This is a genomic window from Neisseria sp. HMSC068C04, from assembly GCF_001810105.1.
Taxonomy (GTDB): Bacteria; Pseudomonadota; Gammaproteobacteria; order Burkholderiales; family Neisseriaceae; genus Neisseria; species Neisseria flavescens_B.
In genome coordinates this window covers 1-15,220 of the sequence record NZ_KV799921.1, presented here as the reverse complement: position 1 = coordinate 15,220, position 15,220 = coordinate 1, and the positions used below count along the sequence as shown (strand labels likewise).

At 49.7% G+C, this 15,220-nt stretch carries 13 protein-coding genes and 1 riboswitch; of the genes, 8 read left to right on the top strand and 5 right to left on the bottom strand.

Annotated elements, in window-relative coordinates:
- Positions 1-701: 701 nt before the first annotated feature.
- Positions 702-1,700: a branched-chain-amino-acid transaminase gene (ilvE, locus tag HMPREF2700_RS02955; RefSeq protein ID WP_070589946.1), complete on the bottom strand. Its 999-nt coding sequence runs from the start codon at positions 1,698-1,700 to the stop codon at positions 702-704.
- A 214-nt stretch (positions 1,701-1,914) separates the two neighbouring features.
- On the opposite strand from ilvE, the gene HMPREF2700_RS02950 reads away from it, so the two are divergent.
- Together HMPREF2700_RS02950 and lapB are read left to right on the top strand one after the other, a co-directional pair.
- Positions 1,915-2,238, top strand: coding sequence for a LapA family protein (locus HMPREF2700_RS02950; protein WP_070589943.1), 324 nt, complete (start codon positions 1,915-1,917; stop codon positions 2,236-2,238).
- A gap of 25 nt (positions 2,239-2,263) precedes the next feature.
- Positions 2,264-3,433, top strand: a complete 1,170-nt coding sequence (lapB, locus tag HMPREF2700_RS02945; RefSeq protein WP_049330690.1) for a lipopolysaccharide assembly protein LapB — start codon at positions 2,264-2,266, stop codon at positions 3,431-3,433.
- A 115-nt stretch (positions 3,434-3,548) separates the two neighbouring features.
- Here lapB and HMPREF2700_RS02940 read toward each other — a convergent pair whose 3' ends face one another.
- From HMPREF2700_RS02940 to HMPREF2700_RS02930, 3 genes are all read right to left on the bottom strand, one after another.
- Complete coding sequence (locus HMPREF2700_RS02940; protein ID WP_070589941.1) at positions 3,549-4,055, bottom strand: thioredoxin family protein; 507 nt, start codon at positions 4,053-4,055, stop codon at positions 3,549-3,551.
- Positions 4,056-4,058: 3 nt separating this feature from the next.
- The gene (gene recC, locus HMPREF2700_RS02935) at positions 4,059-7,358 is read right to left on the bottom strand and encodes an exodeoxyribonuclease V subunit gamma (protein WP_070589938.1); all 3,300 of its coding nucleotides are present in this window, start codon (positions 7,356-7,358) and stop codon (positions 4,059-4,061) included.
- 263 nt (positions 7,359-7,621) lie between these two features.
- Complete coding sequence (locus tag HMPREF2700_RS02930; protein ID WP_070589935.1) at positions 7,622-8,497, bottom strand: lysophospholipid acyltransferase family protein; 876 nt, start codon at positions 8,495-8,497, stop codon at positions 7,622-7,624.
- A gap of 108 nt (positions 8,498-8,605) precedes the next feature.
- Positions 8,606-8,716: riboswitch (SAM-I-IV-variant riboswitch) on the top strand.
- Between the two features lie 173 nt (positions 8,717-8,889).
- Between HMPREF2700_RS02930 and metK the strand changes: the two genes are divergently transcribed.
- The 6 genes from metK to HMPREF2700_RS02900 all read left to right on the top strand — a co-directional run bounded on the left by metK (position 8,890) and on the right by HMPREF2700_RS02900 (position 14,743).
- Positions 8,890-10,059 (top strand): methionine adenosyltransferase, encoded by a 1,170-nt coding sequence (gene metK / locus HMPREF2700_RS02925; RefSeq protein ID WP_049351011.1) that lies wholly within the window; start codon positions 8,890-8,892, stop codon positions 10,057-10,059.
- Between the two features lie 109 nt (positions 10,060-10,168).
- Entirely contained in the window at positions 10,169-10,489 is a 321-nt protein-coding gene (locus HMPREF2700_RS02920) for an accessory factor UbiK family protein (protein ID WP_070589933.1), read from the top strand.
- A gap of 13 nt (positions 10,490-10,502) precedes the next feature.
- Positions 10,503-11,999 (top strand): YifB family Mg chelatase-like AAA ATPase, encoded by a 1,497-nt coding sequence (locus HMPREF2700_RS02915; protein WP_070589931.1) that lies wholly within the window; start codon positions 10,503-10,505, stop codon positions 11,997-11,999.
- Positions 12,000-12,153: 154 nt separating this feature from the next.
- On the top strand, positions 12,154-13,221 hold the full coding sequence (locus tag HMPREF2700_RS02910) for an SPOR domain-containing protein (RefSeq protein ID WP_070589929.1): 1,068 nt from the start codon (positions 12,154-12,156) through the stop codon (positions 13,219-13,221).
- A gap of 11 nt (positions 13,222-13,232) precedes the next feature.
- Positions 13,233-13,874, top strand: coding sequence for a thiol:disulfide interchange protein DsbA/DsbL (locus HMPREF2700_RS02905; protein ID WP_070589987.1), 642 nt, complete (start codon positions 13,233-13,235; stop codon positions 13,872-13,874).
- Positions 13,875-13,918: 44 nt separating this feature from the next.
- A complete protein-coding gene (locus HMPREF2700_RS02900) occupies positions 13,919-14,743 on the top strand; it encodes an undecaprenyl-diphosphate phosphatase (protein ID WP_070589927.1) in 825 nt (274 codons plus the stop codon).
- A 72-nt stretch (positions 14,744-14,815) separates the two neighbouring features.
- Here the strand turns inward: HMPREF2700_RS02900 and HMPREF2700_RS02895 are convergent.
- The coding region (locus tag HMPREF2700_RS02895; RefSeq protein ID WP_070589923.1) for a type IV pilin protein at positions 14,816-15,220 on the bottom strand (405 nt) is incomplete at its 5' end.

The window sequence follows — 15,220 nt, the reverse complement described above, 5'->3', positions numbered from 1 at the left end:
ATTTCCTTGTATCAAATATCGTCCTTTCCCACCGCACAAGCGTGCAACAAAAAAGTTCGATTGAATAAAGAGGTAAGACGGATTCTGTCGTAACAACAATTGCCTGTATAAAGGCCAAACTGAAGCTGGCCACTTTGAGAAACTCGGCAGCGTTTCCCCTTCTGCCGGTTTTCTGATTGGAAACGGTAATGGTGTTTAGACAGAACCCTTGGATGACTTTTATAGGCAATCTGTCCGCGTACCATGTATCCGGTTATTTTTGACGGAAATGTATCAGAGTCCCTTTTTAATTGATTAGTTCATCCAAAGTTAAGTTATTTTTGATTTTTATAGCAAAATAAAAATGGTTTTATCTTGTATTATTTTCCTTTTTGGCGTGACAGAGTTAACCCCGCGAAGCCAAAAAGGAGGGAAATTCTAACACAACATGCCTTTAGCATTCCCAATTTAACTAAATTTACAAAATATACAAAATAAATATCTATAAATGTTTTTAACTTCATCGAAAAATCGATAAAATTCGATATTTTCAATGTGTATTTTTACAACATAATTGCGCATTATATACCGATTATCTTAAAATACTACCGCTTATTTGCAAAATTTAGTATTTTATTATTGTTTCCCCCATCTAAAATCCAATAAAAAAAGGCCGTCTGAAAAAATATTTCAGACGGCCTTTTTTATTGAATGCGTTCTATTTAACAAACTTCGACCAACCAGCCATGTTTGTCTTCTGTCAAACCGTATTGAATGTCGGTAATCGCCTTACGGATTGCGTAACCGCGCTCTTGGCTCTTCACTTCGATTTCTTTGCCATCAATCACGAAAGAAGTTACCGGAGAAATGACCGCAGCCGTACCGGTCAGAATTGCCTCTGCGCCATTTTCCACAGCTGCTTTCAGCTCATCAACGGTAAAGTTGCGCTCGGTAATGGTGTAGCCCAAATCTTTGGCAACTGTCAGTACGGAATCGCGGGTAACTCCGTGCAGGAATTCGTCTGTCAATGGTTTGGTAATGATTTCATCGCCGTTAATCAGGATAAAGTTAGACGCGCCGGTTTCCTGAACGTCGCCATTCGGACAGAACAACACTTGGTTTGCGCCATATTCGGCTTTGGCTTTCAACACCCAAGGCATGGCGGAAGCGTAGTTGCCGCCACATTTCACACGGCCCATATGTGGGGCGCAACGGATATGTTCGGTTTCCACCAAGATTTTAACGGGCGAACCGGCTTTGAAATAGTCGCCGACAGGAGAAGCCAAAATGTACAGCAAAGCAGTTTCAGAAGGAGAACCGGCTTTACCGATCACAGGATCGGTACCGATCAAAGTCGGACGCAAGTAAAGGGCTGCTGGCGCATCAGGAATTTCTTCGGCAGAGCGTCTGACCAATTCAATCAAAGCATCCAAATAAGCCTCAGTTTCAGGGCGCGGCAGGTGCAGAATATCCGCACTTTGCTGCATGCGCGCAATATTGGCGGTCGGACGGAACATCACGATTTTGCCGTTTGCCTGACGGAATGCCTTCAAGCCCTCAAAACATTCACTACCGTAATGCAAGGCATGCGCGCCGGGGGCGATTGTCAGGTCTTTGGAAGATTGCCATTCTACCGGCTGCCATTTACCTTCACGATAAGCGATAACGGGCATTTCAGCGTGAAAAACGCTGCCGAATACGGCTGGAACTGGTCTGCTCATGATGATTGCCTTTCTTATTCTGATGTGCAAAATAAATTAATTAAAGACTGAACAATACGCCTTTCAATATAGGTTTGACAAGTACCCATCAGCATAAAGACACCATTCCCCTGCCGTCTGAAACATGCCATCCTATCCGAAATCCGGCAAATCGTTTAAACTGATACCATTTTTCAGACGGCCTGCACCAACCGCAGCCAACCCGGAGCAACCCATGAAACTCATCTCTACCATCATCAAAATCCTGATTCTTCTTGTTTTCCTCCTGCTGGCCATCACCAATACCCACACCGTATCCTTCTTCTACCTGCCCGGCCAAAACATCAATCTGCCGCTGATTGTCGTGCTTTTCGGTGCATTTATTATCGGCATCGTGTTCGGTATGTTTGCCCTCTTCGGCCGTCTGCTGTCCCTGCGCAGCGAAAACAACCGCCTGCGCGCCGAAGTGAAAAAACATGCCCACCTTTCCGAAAAAGACCTGACTCCGGTCAAAACCGAAACACCGGCGACAACTTCCGAAACCACTCCCAAAGCGTAACACCACCAATCAATAAAGGAATACCATGGACAACGAATTGTGGGTCATTTTACTGCCCATCGTCCTCCTCCCCGTTTTCTTCGCTATGGGCTGGTTTGCCGCGCGCGTCGATATGAAGACCGTCCTGAAACAGGCCAAAAGCATACCGGCAGGCTTTTACAAAAGCCTTGACGCCCTCGTTGACCGCAACAGCGGCCGCGCCGCGCGCGAATTGGCGGAAGTGATCGACCAGCAGCCGCAGTCATACGACTTAAACCTGACCCTAGGCAAGCTCTACCGCCAACGCGGCGAAAACGACAAAGCCATCAATATGCACCGCGCCCTGCTCGATTCGCCCGACACAGTCAACGAAAAACGCGCGCGCGTGCTTTTTGAATTGGCGCAAAACTACCAAAGCGCAGGCTTGGTGGACCGTGCCGAACAAATCTTCCTCGGTTTACAGGAAGGCGATATGGCACGCGAAGCCCGCCAACACCTTTTGAGTATTTATCAACAAGACCGCGACTGGGAAAAAGCCATCGAAATGGCACAGCTCTTGAGCCATGACGAACAGACCTACCAGTTTGAAATCGCACAGTTCTATTGCGAAATCGCCCAAGCCGCACTGTTCAAATCCAACTTCGATGCCGCACGCTACAACATCGGCAAAGCACTCGAAGCCAACAAAAAATGTACGCGCGCCAACATCATCCTCGGCGACATCGAATACCGTCAGGGTAACTTCCCTGCCGCAGTGGAGGCGTATTCCGCCATCGAGCAGCAAAACCACGCCTATCTGAGCATGGTCGGCGAGAAACTCTATGAAGCCTATGCCGCGCAAGGCAAACAGGAAGAAGGCCTCAACCGCCTCATCGGCTATATGCAAACCTTCCCCGATCTTGACCTGATCAACGTCATCTACGAGAAGGCCCTGTTGCTCAAAGGCGAAACCGAAGCGGCGCAAATCGCTGTCGAACTCGTCCGCCAAAAACCCGATCTCAACGGCGTGTACCGCCTGCTTGGTTTGAAACTCAGCAATATGAATCCGGAGTGGAAAGCCGATACCGATATGATTCGTTCCATTATCGGCCGCCAGCTGCAAAAAAGCGTCATGTACCGCTGCCGCAACTGCCACTTCAAATCCCAAGTCTTCTTCTGGCACTGCCCAGCCTGCAACAAATGGCAAACCTTTACGCCGAATAAAATCGAGATTTGATAAAGCGTTAAGCATCAAAAAAAGGCCGTCTGAAATCTTTTCAGACGGCCTTTTTATTACGAAGCAAAATATCAAAACAGCTCAAAACATAAGCGCACACACCAGCAATGTTTGCTCAACAACGCTGCTCTGCCCATGCCAACGCCGCCACAATCTGAGCCTCGATATCGGCATTAAATTTGCCGGCACGGTACGCATCGCGCAATTCCGTGCGACGGGTTTCATCTGCCGCAATTTGGTTCAACACCACTTGCGGAAATTCGTTAAACACAGGTCCGGCTTCTTCATGACCCATCAAAAACAGCGCAGGGATTTTTTGATTGGTACGGACGATTTCCTGTTGGCGCGGATTATCGAAACGGCTGCTGTCGTCAAAATCGTTGCGGGCAATATAGTTGACGCAGATATTGGGGTTCAACTCCGCCATTTTTTGAATAAACGGCACAAACACACGGCAATCAGGGCAATACGGCGCAGCGGCAAGCAGCCAGTTTTGCGGACAGCTAATCTTTTTAACCGCCGCCACCGTTTGTGCCGACAGCTTAGTCGCCTGATAGAGCTGCTGTTGTTTCAATTTGTCTTCTTCGGTATCAAAATCCAAATATTCTGCATAAGTGGTCATGCTTTACTCCTGTTCTGTTGTATCGGTTTTCCTTGCCACGCCGGTCAAAAGCGGAACAAGCAGATTGACGACGAGGTTTTCAAATAGCGGCTCATCAAGCGGCGATTCTTCCGAATGGCCAAACACCAGCTTCACTTCGGTATATTCCTTCTGCCCTTTGCTCATTTTGTTGCCGTTAAAAACATCATGGGCTTTTCTCAAGGCAGCATCCCAATCTTCTTTCTTGTTGTACTCCTCCGCAGCGGCAAGGCTGGTTTTGGCAAAAAACGGCAAGGGGGTATTTTGTCCTATTCGGAAATATACCAGCCATTCTTTCAAAAGTTCTTTTGCTGTTTGTTGCTCGATAGCGGCATAGGTTTCGGTCTGTCCCAAGCTGACAATGTGGGTTTGTCGGTTTGCAACGGATTTAGGGGCGACGGCGCAGAAAATCAAATGCTCCAATAAACGGGCAATGCGGTTGGGCGCATTGTCTTTTTGGTTTAGGAACACAATGCGGCCGCATTCGTAAAGATTGCCGATGGTGCCTTGTAAAACCAAGTCGTCAAAGTGTGCTTCATAAGGTTCAGACGGCCTTTTGTTACTGCGTATCAACTCGGCATCTACGTTTTTCGCAGATATTTGATACTGCTTCTGCCACAAACCGCCCAATTCGCCTACCGGCATCAGGCTTTCGGCATTCAACCGAATGGCCGTATCTTCAAAATCTTCCCCTTTGCGCCGCGCATCCAAATAGGCATCGGCAATCCGACCCTCATGTTGCGGCTCAAACGGTTCGGCAGACTCCCATGCGCCGTCCAGATACGGCTGATCCCAGCTTAAATTTTTCTTCAGCCAAACTTTGACAGGGTTGCGCCAAAAACTAATGAGCTCGCCTTGATGAATGGTTTTGCCCGGTTCTTCCTGACTTAAGGCCTCAAGGAAAAACGGCAGCGCTTCCGCTTGCGGTTGATTCAACGCATCGGCGTAATCTTGGCGCGTACTGAAGAGGCCGTCTGAAAGCGCATCCTTTTGGAAATAACGGCGCGAAAATGCCTGCAAAGGATGATGTTTCACCCATTTCTCCGACAACTCGCGCCCGCTTTTCCCCGTCATGGCGGCAATGGTATCCAGCAGCTCGCTGATTAACGAGGACGGCGCGAACTCGGCATCATTGCGTATATCGCGGCCGATATAAGACAAATACAGCATTTCGCGTGCGCTGATTAAGGCTTCGAGGAAGAGATAACGGTCATCGTCGCGGCGGGCGCGGTCGCCTTTTTTCGGATGTTTTGCAATCAGGTCGAACACCGCCGCCTTGGTGTTGCGCGGAAAATCGCCGTCATTCAGACCCAACAGGCAAACCATTTTAAACGGCAGACTGCGCATCGGCACCATACTGCAAAAAGTAATGCCGCCGCTCAAAAATCCGGCTTGGCTTTCGCTGTCCAAAAAGCGGCGGATATGGCGGATAACGGTTTTACACGGCAACAATCCGTCAAATTCGGCCAACTGCGCCTCTTCCTGCCATTTCGCCAAAGACTGCTCAAACTGCTGCTTGGCGTATTGATCGTCCGCATCCGGAGCAAACAGTTTCTCCAGCAAATCGCGGCAACGCTGCACCCAACTTTCCACATCGGCAGGCTCTTGCCATTGCGCCGCCATATCAGCCAAAGTACGGATAAATTCGGCAAAACCGCTGAACACGTCCAACTGGTTGACATTGCTATGCCACGCGCTCACGCCCTGCCACATGCCGTTGCCGCCTTCAGGCAGCATCCAGCCCAAGGTCAAACGCTCTATCGCCTGCTGCCAAGTAAAGAGGTTGTCTTTGCCCTCGCGCATGGTTTGGTCCAAACCCCAATGCACATTCAATCCGGCAACAGCCTCATGCAGCAGTGGCACATCTTCCTCGCTCAAACCGAAGCGTTGCAGCACCAACCGGCTTTCCAGCAAAGGCAACACCTTGTCCACTTCAAACCGGCTCTCCAGCAATTCCAAAGTTTGCGCCAAAGCATACAGCAACGGCTGACGGCGGCTGAGTTTCACATCCGAAATCGAATACGGCAAAGCCTGGCTGCCTGCGTGCGTCTGTCCAAAAACAGCTTCGATAAACGGGCTGTACGGCTCAATGTTCGGCGTCAACACGGCAATATCGTGCGGCTGCCAGTCGGGATTTTTTTGCAACACCAGCGACAGCTCTTCTTTCAAAATCTGCAATTCGCGCAAAGGGCTGTGTGCTGCAACGATTTTGACGGAGCCGTCATTCAGTAGCTCGTCCGGCTCGACACACACCGGATTGCCGTCCGCATCGTGAACCTGAACCAAAGCCGATTGCGCACCTACTTCGCCTTCTTCCTGTTGATATAAGCGTTCAGACGGCATGATTAAGTTTTGGATATCGTTTTGCAGGCAATGCAATAAAGTATCGTCTTTTCCCTCTTCATAAACCTGAATATCCTGCTCGGTTTCCACTTCCGACAGAAAATCAAAGAAATCGCGCCCCTGCTTGCCCAAAGAAGCCAACAGCGGATGCCCTGCCTGCGACAAATCCGCCTCATCGCCCCTTTTCAAAATCTGCGCCTCATCAATGACCTCGCCCCAATATTGGCTGCTCGGATTGAGTGCAAACACAAACACATCGCAATACTTGGAAATTTGGTGCAAGAGTTGCAGATACATCGGCGCCATTGTCGAAATGCCGAATACAAAAAACCTTTGCGGCAAAACCGATTTATCCAACTGCGCCAACAGCTTTTCCCACAAGGCCACGCGATGCGGCGCAGATTGGCTGCCATCGTCTAAATAACGCCACAGCCGCGCCTGCCAATCCTCATCATCGCCTAAACCCAGCAGCTTCCCAGCCTGCCACGCATCAATCCAATCCGGGCGGTACACCAAATATTGGTCGAAAATATCCGCCATCTGTCCGGCAAGCTGATAATCTGCCGATGTCGAGCTGTGCAAATAACTTTCCAGCTTCAAGCGTACGTTTTCGTATTCCGGGGCCGTCTGAAACGCTTCACTGCGGAACAAATCCAGCAAACGCCAACGCATGACTTCAGGCGAAAACGGACTGAGCGGCGGCACATCGGGAACCAATTTGCGCATCAGCTGCCACGCCAAACCGGCAGGCAGGCTGAACTTCAAATTCGCCGCCACGCCGAGTTCGCGCGCGAAAAACACATTCAGATAACGCCGCATCCCCTGGCTCTGCACCACCACTTCTTCCTGCGCCAATACAGAATCCAAGGGCGAAGCCTGATGAATACGCGCGCACATTTCGGCAAGCGATTCCAAACGGTCGGATTGAAAGAGATAAAACATGACATGCCATCAAAAAAACAATTACGCGCATTATAATGCCATCAGGGCAAACGGTTCAGCAGCGTATGAAAATAAAAGGCAAAAGATTACGGTAAAGGCCGTCTGAAACCGCTTTTCAGACGGCCTTTACCGTTTAAATATCGTGGACAGCGCAAACGCTAGGCTTTGATGTATTTCTTTTTAAACCTCGGCTTTGTTCGATCTTCATTCCCAACCAAAATAAAAACCTGCTTCCCTCAAAGCAGGTTCTGAATCTATCCCACTCAAGCAGGCGGCAGCGGCGCACCTTCGGGATGCTTATAGCGGTTGTACATAAACAAATATTGTTCCGGAAAACGGCGTATCCAATATTCGGTATTTTCATTGATCACGCGCGCGTCGTTCTCCTTATCGCCGTTCAATTCGCCGCGCAAAGGCTCGATGTGCAAGACAAAGCCTTTACCGTCGGGCAAACGCTCGCCGCAGAAAAACAAAGCCTTCACGCCTTTGACTTGCGCCAGCTTGCCTGCCAACGTCATGGTGTAGGCAGGTTTGCCGAAAAAGTCCACCCACACGCCGTCACCCCCTTCTTCCGGAGACGGTACATGGTCCGGCAACACAATGGTCGCTTCGCCGCCGCGCAGTGCTTTGATGATTTGTTTGACGCCCTGAATACTGGTCGGCGCAGTCTTGCCTTTGCCGCGCACCCGCCCTGCCTGCATCACCGCATCAAATGCCTTGATTTTCGGCGGCTTGTACATCGCCGTCAGCGGAAACGGCAGTTGCTGGCTGATGTAGCGGCCGGCCAAATCATAGCTGCCGATGTGCGGCGTGATAAACAGCAAACCCTCGCCCGCGCTCAAGGCCGTCTGAACATGTTCCCAACCGTTGACGCTGACAAACAGGTTTTCAATTTCCTCAGGCCGTCTGAAAAACGCCACCGGCAATTCCAAGCCGCCTTTTGCCGTTTCACGGAAAACTTTTTTCACCGCCTCGTCCGTCGGGTTCAATCCGGCAAGTTTCATGTTCTCGAATACCCTTCGGCGATCTTTCGACAGCACGCGGAAACCCAAACCGCCCAGCAGATTGCCAAATTTGTGCAACCAAGCCAAAGGCAGCGCGGCCAAAAATTTAAAAACAAAGGTAACAAGCGTTTGCATAAGGTTTTACCAAAATGAAGTGAGCAGATTGTAAACGAAACAGGCCGTCTGAACAAAACAGACTTCGGGCAAATATATTGCGGCACACCTGCTTTTCTGCTACTATCCGCGCTGCATTAAGAGTTGGGAATTCCATGCCAACCTGCTTTTCCGAAAGAAAGGTAAGGTGGACGGTTGAAAAACCGATGTGGCTCGCCAGAGCAATCCAAACCCGCTTAATGCGGGAATTTTTTTGCCTGTAAGAAACGTGCAACAGGATTCCGAAACAGCAGACAAGTGCGAATGTTTCTCACTTGTATAGAGAAAAAGCGGAGTTTTTGTTATGATTTCCGCTGTCCGAAATAAAAGGCCGTCTGAAAACACAGCAGCCTGTTTTTAATGAAAGAATAGCAATGAGCGAATATCTGTTTACTTCCGAATCGGTATCCGAAGGCCATCCGGATAAAGTTGCCGACCAAGTATCCGATGCGATTTTGGATGCCATCTTGGCGCAAGACCCCAAAGCGCGTGTCGCCGCAGAAACCTTGGTCAACACAGGCTTGTGCGTATTGGCAGGCGAAATCACCACCACCGCCCAAGTGGACTACATCAAAGTCGCACGCGAAACCATCAAACGCATCGGCTACAACTCCTCCGAGCTGGGCTTTGACGCCAACGGTTGCGCAGTCGGCGTGTACTACGACCAACAATCCCCCGACATCGCCCAAGGCGTGAACGAAGGCGAAGGCATCGACTTGAACCAAGGCGCGGGCGACCAAGGTTTGATGTTCGGCTATGCCTGCGACGAAACCCCTACCCTGATGCCGTTTGCCATCTATTACAGCCACCGCCTGATGCAGCGTCAAAGCGAATTGCGCAAAGACGGCCGCCTGCCTTGGCTGCGTCCTGATGCCAAAGCCCAACTGACCGTGGTTTACGACAGCGAAACCGGCAAAGTAAAACGCATCGACACCGTCGTCCTGTCTACCCAGCACGATCCGTCTATCGGTTACGAAGAGCTGAAAAACGCCGTGATCGAACACATCATTAAACCGGTTCTGCCGTCTGAACTGCTGACCGACGAAACCAAATACCTGATCAACCCGACCGGCCGCTTCGTTATCGGCGGCCCGCAAGGCGACTGTGGTTTGACCGGCCGTAAAATCATCGTCGACACCTACGGCGGCGCAGCTCCGCACGGCGGCGGCGCATTCTCCGGCAAAGACCCGTCCAAAGTGGACCGTTCCGCCGCTTATGCCTGCCGCTATGTTGCGAAAAATATCGTAGCCGCCGGTTTGGCAACCCAATGCCAAATCCAAGTATCCTACGCCATCGGCGTTGCCGAACCGACTTCGATTTCCATCGACACTTTCGGCACCGGCAAAATCAGCGAAGAAAAACTGATTGCCCTGGTTCGCGAACATTTCGACCTGCGCCCTAAAGGCATCGTCCAAATGCTCGACCTGCTGCGCCCGATTTACAGTAAATCCGCCGCCTACGGCCACTTCGGCCGCGAGGAGCCTGAATTTACTTGGGAGCGCACCGACAAAGCAGCCGCATTGAAAGCAGCCGCAGGCGTGTAAACTTCCGCATTTGAGGCCGTCTGAAAAGCAAAACGTTTTCAGACGGCCTTTTTCCTTATACAATAGCCACTTGAATTTCTATATACATTCTGAATAAAGGATACGGATTATGTTCGGCAAACAACTTTTCGAAGAAGTCAGCTCCAAAATCAGCGAAACCATCGCCAACAGCCCTGCCAAAGACATGGAAAAAAACGTTAAAGCCATGCTCGGCAACGCGTTCAACCGCATGGATTTGGTGACCCGCGAAGAATTCGACATCCAACAACAGGTTTTGATTAAAACCCGTACCAAACTGGCCGAATTGGAAGCCCGTTTAGCAAAACTCGAAGCCGCTCAAGAGCCTGAAGAAGCTGCTTTGAAAGCTGCCGAAGCCGCTGCGGAAGAAGCTGTTGCCGAAATCAAACAACAAACCGAAGTTGCCGAATAAGGCCGTCTGAAACATGTCGCTTGCTTTGGTTTACAGCCGCGCCTTAAGCGGCATGAATGCGCCGTTGGTCGAAGTGGAAGCCCACCTTGCCAACGGCTTGCCACATTTCAATATCGTCGGTTTGCCCGATACTGAAGTCAAAGAAAGCCGCGACCGTGTGCGTGCCGCTATCATCCAAAGCGGCTTCGACTTTCCCGCCAAGAAAATTACCGTCAACCTCGCACCTGCCGACCTCCCAAAAGAATCCGGCCGTTTCGATTTGCCGATTGCCTTGGGCATTCTTGCCGCATCGGGACAAATCAACCCTGAAAAGCTCACCCAATATGAGTTTGCCGGCGAATTGGCACTGTCCGGCCTGCTGCGTCCCGTACGCGGCGCGCTGGCTATGGCATGGCAGGGAATGCAGGCCGGCCGTTCGTTCGTCTTGCCGCAAGAAAATGCCGAACAGGCTGCCGTCATGCGCGGTATCGCGGTTTATGGCGCACGTTCTTTAGGTGAAGTGGCCGCGCATTTAAACGGTATCGAACCGTTGACACAAACTGAATGCAAGCTGACGCAAAGGCCGTCTGAACAAAGTAAAATTCCTGATTTAGCCGATGTTAAAGGCCAGCATACCGCCCGCCTTGCTTTGGAAATTGCAGCGGCAGGCGGACACAGCCTGCTGATGATGGGTCCGCCGGGTACGGGCAAATCCATGCTTTCGCAACGTTTACCCGGAATCCTTCCGCCTTTGACCGAAGACGAATTGGTCGAAGTATGGGCTTTGCGTTCGCTCCTACCCAACCATCAACAGCAACTCGACAACAACCGTCCTTTCCGCAGCCCTCATCACAGCGCCAGCTCGGCTGCCATGGTCGGTGGCGGTTCAGACCCACGTCCGGGCGAAATCTCATTGGCACACCACGGAGTGTTGTTTTTAGACGAATTGCCCGAATTTGACCGTAAAGTATTAGAAGTGTTGCGTGAACCTTTGGAAAACGGCGAAATCCATATTTCCCGCGCCGCACGCCAAGCTGTTTATCCGGCCAAGTTCCAACTTGTCGCCGCCATGAACCCCTGCCCTTGCGGCTATCTTGGCCATCCATCCAAACCTTGCCGCTGCACGCCTGAAAGCGTTGCCCGCTACCGCAACAAAATTTCAGGGCCATTGCTCGACCGTATTGATTTAACCATCGAAGTACCCAGCCTTTCTGCTGCCGAGTTGATGCAACAAGAAGCAGGCGAATCCAGTGCCACCGTATTGAAACGCGTTACCGCCGCACGCAAAATCCAATACAACAGACAAGGCAAAGTCAATGCAGAACTGAGTGTCGGCGAGCTCGATGGCAAAGCCCGCATCCAAAAAGAAGCGCAAGAAGCCTTGGGAACCATGCTCGAAAAACTGTCCCTTTCCGCACGAAGTTTCCACCGCATCATGCGTGTCGCCCGTACGCTTGCCGATTTGGCAGGCGATGAAGAAGTTAGCAAAACACATGTGATGAAAGCCATCGGCTTCCGTCGCGCCCTTTAACTTTTCAGACGGCCTGAATCTTTATGTTTAAGTAAAACTAGAGTAAACAAAGCATCAGGATTTTGCCGTCTATAACGGTTATTGATAAAATATCGAATCCAAACTCAGACAGTCTCCTTTCAGGCCGTCTGAACACATTATTACAAGGTAAGTCATGAAAAAATCTACACAATATGGCAAAGGCTTGGCCGGTTTCTTTTTCGGCCTGATACTGGCAACAGGTATTATTGCCGGTATTTTGTTCTTCTTGAACCAAGGCAACCAAAACGTTTTCAAAGAGCTGACTCAGCCTAAACAAAGCGAAGAACCTGAAATTCTGAAACCTCAGGACAAAGCAGAGAAACGCCCAGCTACCGACAATTCATCTACCCAAGCAGATGAAGAAAAAGCTAAAGCAGAAAAAGAAGCGGCCGAGAAAGAAGCCAAAGCTAAAGAAGCGGCTGAAAAGGCTGCTAAAGAAGCTGAAGAAAAAGCTCAAGCGGAAAAAGAAGCTCAGGAGAAAGCCGAACAAGCAGAACGTGAAGCCAAAGAAAAAGCAGAGAAAGCCGCTGCCGATAAAGCCGAACGCGAAGCTAAAGAAAAAGCTGATAACGCCGCCGCCGATAAAGCCGAACGTGAAACCAAAGAAAAAGCTGCAAAAGCTGAAGCAGAAAAAGAAGCTACTAAGAAAAAACTGGCCGAGAAAAAAGCCGAGTTAGAGAAAAAACGCGCAGAAAAAGCCAAAGCGGAAAAAGAAACTGCCGATAAAGCTGCTAAAGACAAAAAAGCAGCCGACCAGCTGACAGCCAAACAAAAAGAGCGTGCCGAGCGCAAACTGGCCGAGAAAAAAGCGGCTGAAGCCAAAAAGCAAAACAAGCCGACACCTGAGCAAATCCTCAACAGCGGCAGCATCGAAAAAGCACGCAAAGCAGCAAATGCCTCTGCAACAAAAGAAAGCAGCAACGCTGCAAGTAAACAGTCAGCGGAAAAAGCCGAAGCAGCTGCCAACAGCGGTAAAAAAGCATTCCTGCAACTTGGTTCATATGCAGACCGCTCCAGCGCAGACTCACAACGTGCAAAATTGGCTATTTTAGGTGTGTCTTCCAAAGTGGTGGAATCGCAAAACGGCGACAAAACCATTTACCGAGTTCAAAGTAACACTATGCCGCAGGAAGCCGCTGTAAAACTGCAAAAAAACCTGCAAGGCCATAATATCAACAGCTTGATTCGTTCTACCAAATAATGGAATCACTGATGAAGCAGCGTATAAAACAAACCATTGCCACACTCAGCCTGAGTTTGCTCAGTCTGAGTGCGCAAGCTGCTACCGAGGGCGTGGACTATACTGTTCTTAGTCGTCCTATTCCGCAGCAACAAGCCGGCAAAATTGAAGTGCTTGAGTTTTTCGGCTACTTCTGCGTCCATTGTTACCATCTCGATCCGGTTTTGTTGCAACACAGTAAAACCTTCGCTAAAGATGTTTCCTTACGGACAGAGCACGTCGTTTGGATGCCTGAAATGTTGGGTTTGGCCAAGGTTGCCGCAGCCGTCAATCTTTCAGGTTTGAAATATCAAGCCAATCCAGTCATCTTCAAAGCAGTTTACGAACAAAAAATCAACCTGGCCGATACCAATGTATTCCGATCATGGGTGGGTAAACAGACGAGTTTTGACAGTAAAAAACTGCTTCAAGCCTACAACAGTCCTGCTGCCGCATCGGCTGCTGCAAAAATGCAGCAATTGACGGAAACTTATCGAATTGAAAACACACCAACTGTCATCGTCGGTGGTAAATACAAAGTCAATTTCAGCGGTACCGACTGGAAAGCCGGTATGAAAACCATAGACGAGCTCATCGTCAAAGTCCGCCGCGAACAATCCTCAAAACCACTTTAACTATTCAACAAAAGAAAGACGGCCTCAAGGCCGTCTGAAAACTTATGGACATTCTGATTTTATTTAAAGCACTAATTCTCGGTATCATCGAAGGTTTAACCGAGTTTCTCCCTATTTCCAGTACCGGTCACTTGATTGTATTCGGTGACTTAATGAACTTTCAAAGCAACGGAAAAGTATTTGAAATTGCTATTCAACTCGGTGCCGTATTAGCCGTCGTATTTGAATACCGCCAACGATTTACCCATATCATAAAAGGATTGGGTAAAGAACAAACAGCCAATCGCTTTGTACTGAATTTATTTATTGCCTTCATACCGGCTGCGGTTGTGGGGCTATTGTTCAGCAAACAAATCAAATTACACCTTTTCAACCCAATTACCGTTGCTACCATGCTGGTACTGGGTGGTTTCTTCATTTTATGGGTTGAAAAACGCCAAGCAACAGCCAAACCCAAAGTCAATCATGTAGATGATATGCGCCCAATCGACGCATTTGTTGTAGGATGCGCCCAAATTTGTGCCCTTATACCTGGTACATCACGCTCAGGCAGTACGATCATGGGCGGTATGTTGTGGGGGCTGGAACGTAAAACAGCTACTGAATTCTCATTCTTCCTTGCTGTACCGATGATGATTGCGGCAACAGGTTACGACATCTTAAAAAACTACAAACTCTTTACCTTGCAAGATGTCGGACAAATTGCCATCGGTTTTATCGCAGCATTTATCGCCGGTTTATTGGCAGTAAAAGCTTTGCTGAAATTTGTCTCCAGTAAAAACTATGTTCCTTTTGCCTACTACCGTATTGTATTTGGTGGTCTGATTCTCCTTACTTGGATATTGGGCTGGGTCAGCTGGAGCGAATAACCCCTCTCCTCCCAAAGGACGTGTCCCCCACGTCCTTTGTCTTTATCCGCATCCTCCCTTTAGATCAGGTTCCTACCCCGTAAAAGGTCGGCACTCCGTATCATTACCCCTAAATATCTCCTCACCGTCCGTACAGCTGCCCTTCACCTTCATCTTCCCGCACACCACCGCCGTCAGCGACTCGTTCAAGCGCAACACCCTCGGTTCCGCCTCCCTGTCCAGTGCCACCGCCTTCAAAGTAAACTTCACCTCCAAGATACCCTTAGCCTGGCCGCTCATCCTGATACAGAAACCGCCCGCCTCCTTTACCGGCAACTCCGGCCACTTCGTCGACGTCAGCTTAAAGCTGCCCTTTTTCGTGTAGAACTGCTCCATAAAGCGCGCATTCTCCAACAAAGCAGCATACGCCGCACGCAGGTTGGCCGAACGAACCGATTCCCGATAGGCCGAGACCTTTGCAAAATTCCTTTTTCCCCG

Coding starts and splice junctions, on each gene's coding strand:
- ilvE (WP_070589946.1), bottom strand. CDS start 1,700: ATGAGCAGACCAGTTCCAGCCGTATTCGGCAGCGTTTTTCACGCTGAA.
- HMPREF2700_RS02950 (WP_070589943.1), top strand. CDS start 1,915: ATGAAACTCATCTCTACCATCATCAAAATCCTGATTCTTCTTGTTTTC.
- lapB (WP_049330690.1), top strand. CDS start 2,264: ATGGACAACGAATTGTGGGTCATTTTACTGCCCATCGTCCTCCTCCCC.
- HMPREF2700_RS02940 (WP_070589941.1), bottom strand. CDS start 4,055: ATGACCACTTATGCAGAATATTTGGATTTTGATACCGAAGAAGACAAA.
- recC (WP_070589938.1), bottom strand. CDS start 7,358: ATGTTTTATCTCTTTCAATCCGACCGTTTGGAATCGCTTGCCGAAATG.
- HMPREF2700_RS02930 (WP_070589935.1), bottom strand. CDS start 8,497: ATGCAAACGCTTGTTACCTTTGTTTTTAAATTTTTGGCCGCGCTGCCT.
- metK (WP_049351011.1), top strand. CDS start 8,890: ATGAGCGAATATCTGTTTACTTCCGAATCGGTATCCGAAGGCCATCCG.
- HMPREF2700_RS02920 (WP_070589933.1), top strand. CDS start 10,169: ATGTTCGGCAAACAACTTTTCGAAGAAGTCAGCTCCAAAATCAGCGAA.
- HMPREF2700_RS02915 (WP_070589931.1), top strand. CDS start 10,503: ATGTCGCTTGCTTTGGTTTACAGCCGCGCCTTAAGCGGCATGAATGCG.
- HMPREF2700_RS02910 (WP_070589929.1), top strand. CDS start 12,154: ATGAAAAAATCTACACAATATGGCAAAGGCTTGGCCGGTTTCTTTTTC.
- HMPREF2700_RS02905 (WP_070589987.1), top strand. CDS start 13,233: ATGAAGCAGCGTATAAAACAAACCATTGCCACACTCAGCCTGAGTTTG.
- HMPREF2700_RS02900 (WP_070589927.1), top strand. CDS start 13,919: ATGGACATTCTGATTTTATTTAAAGCACTAATTCTCGGTATCATCGAA.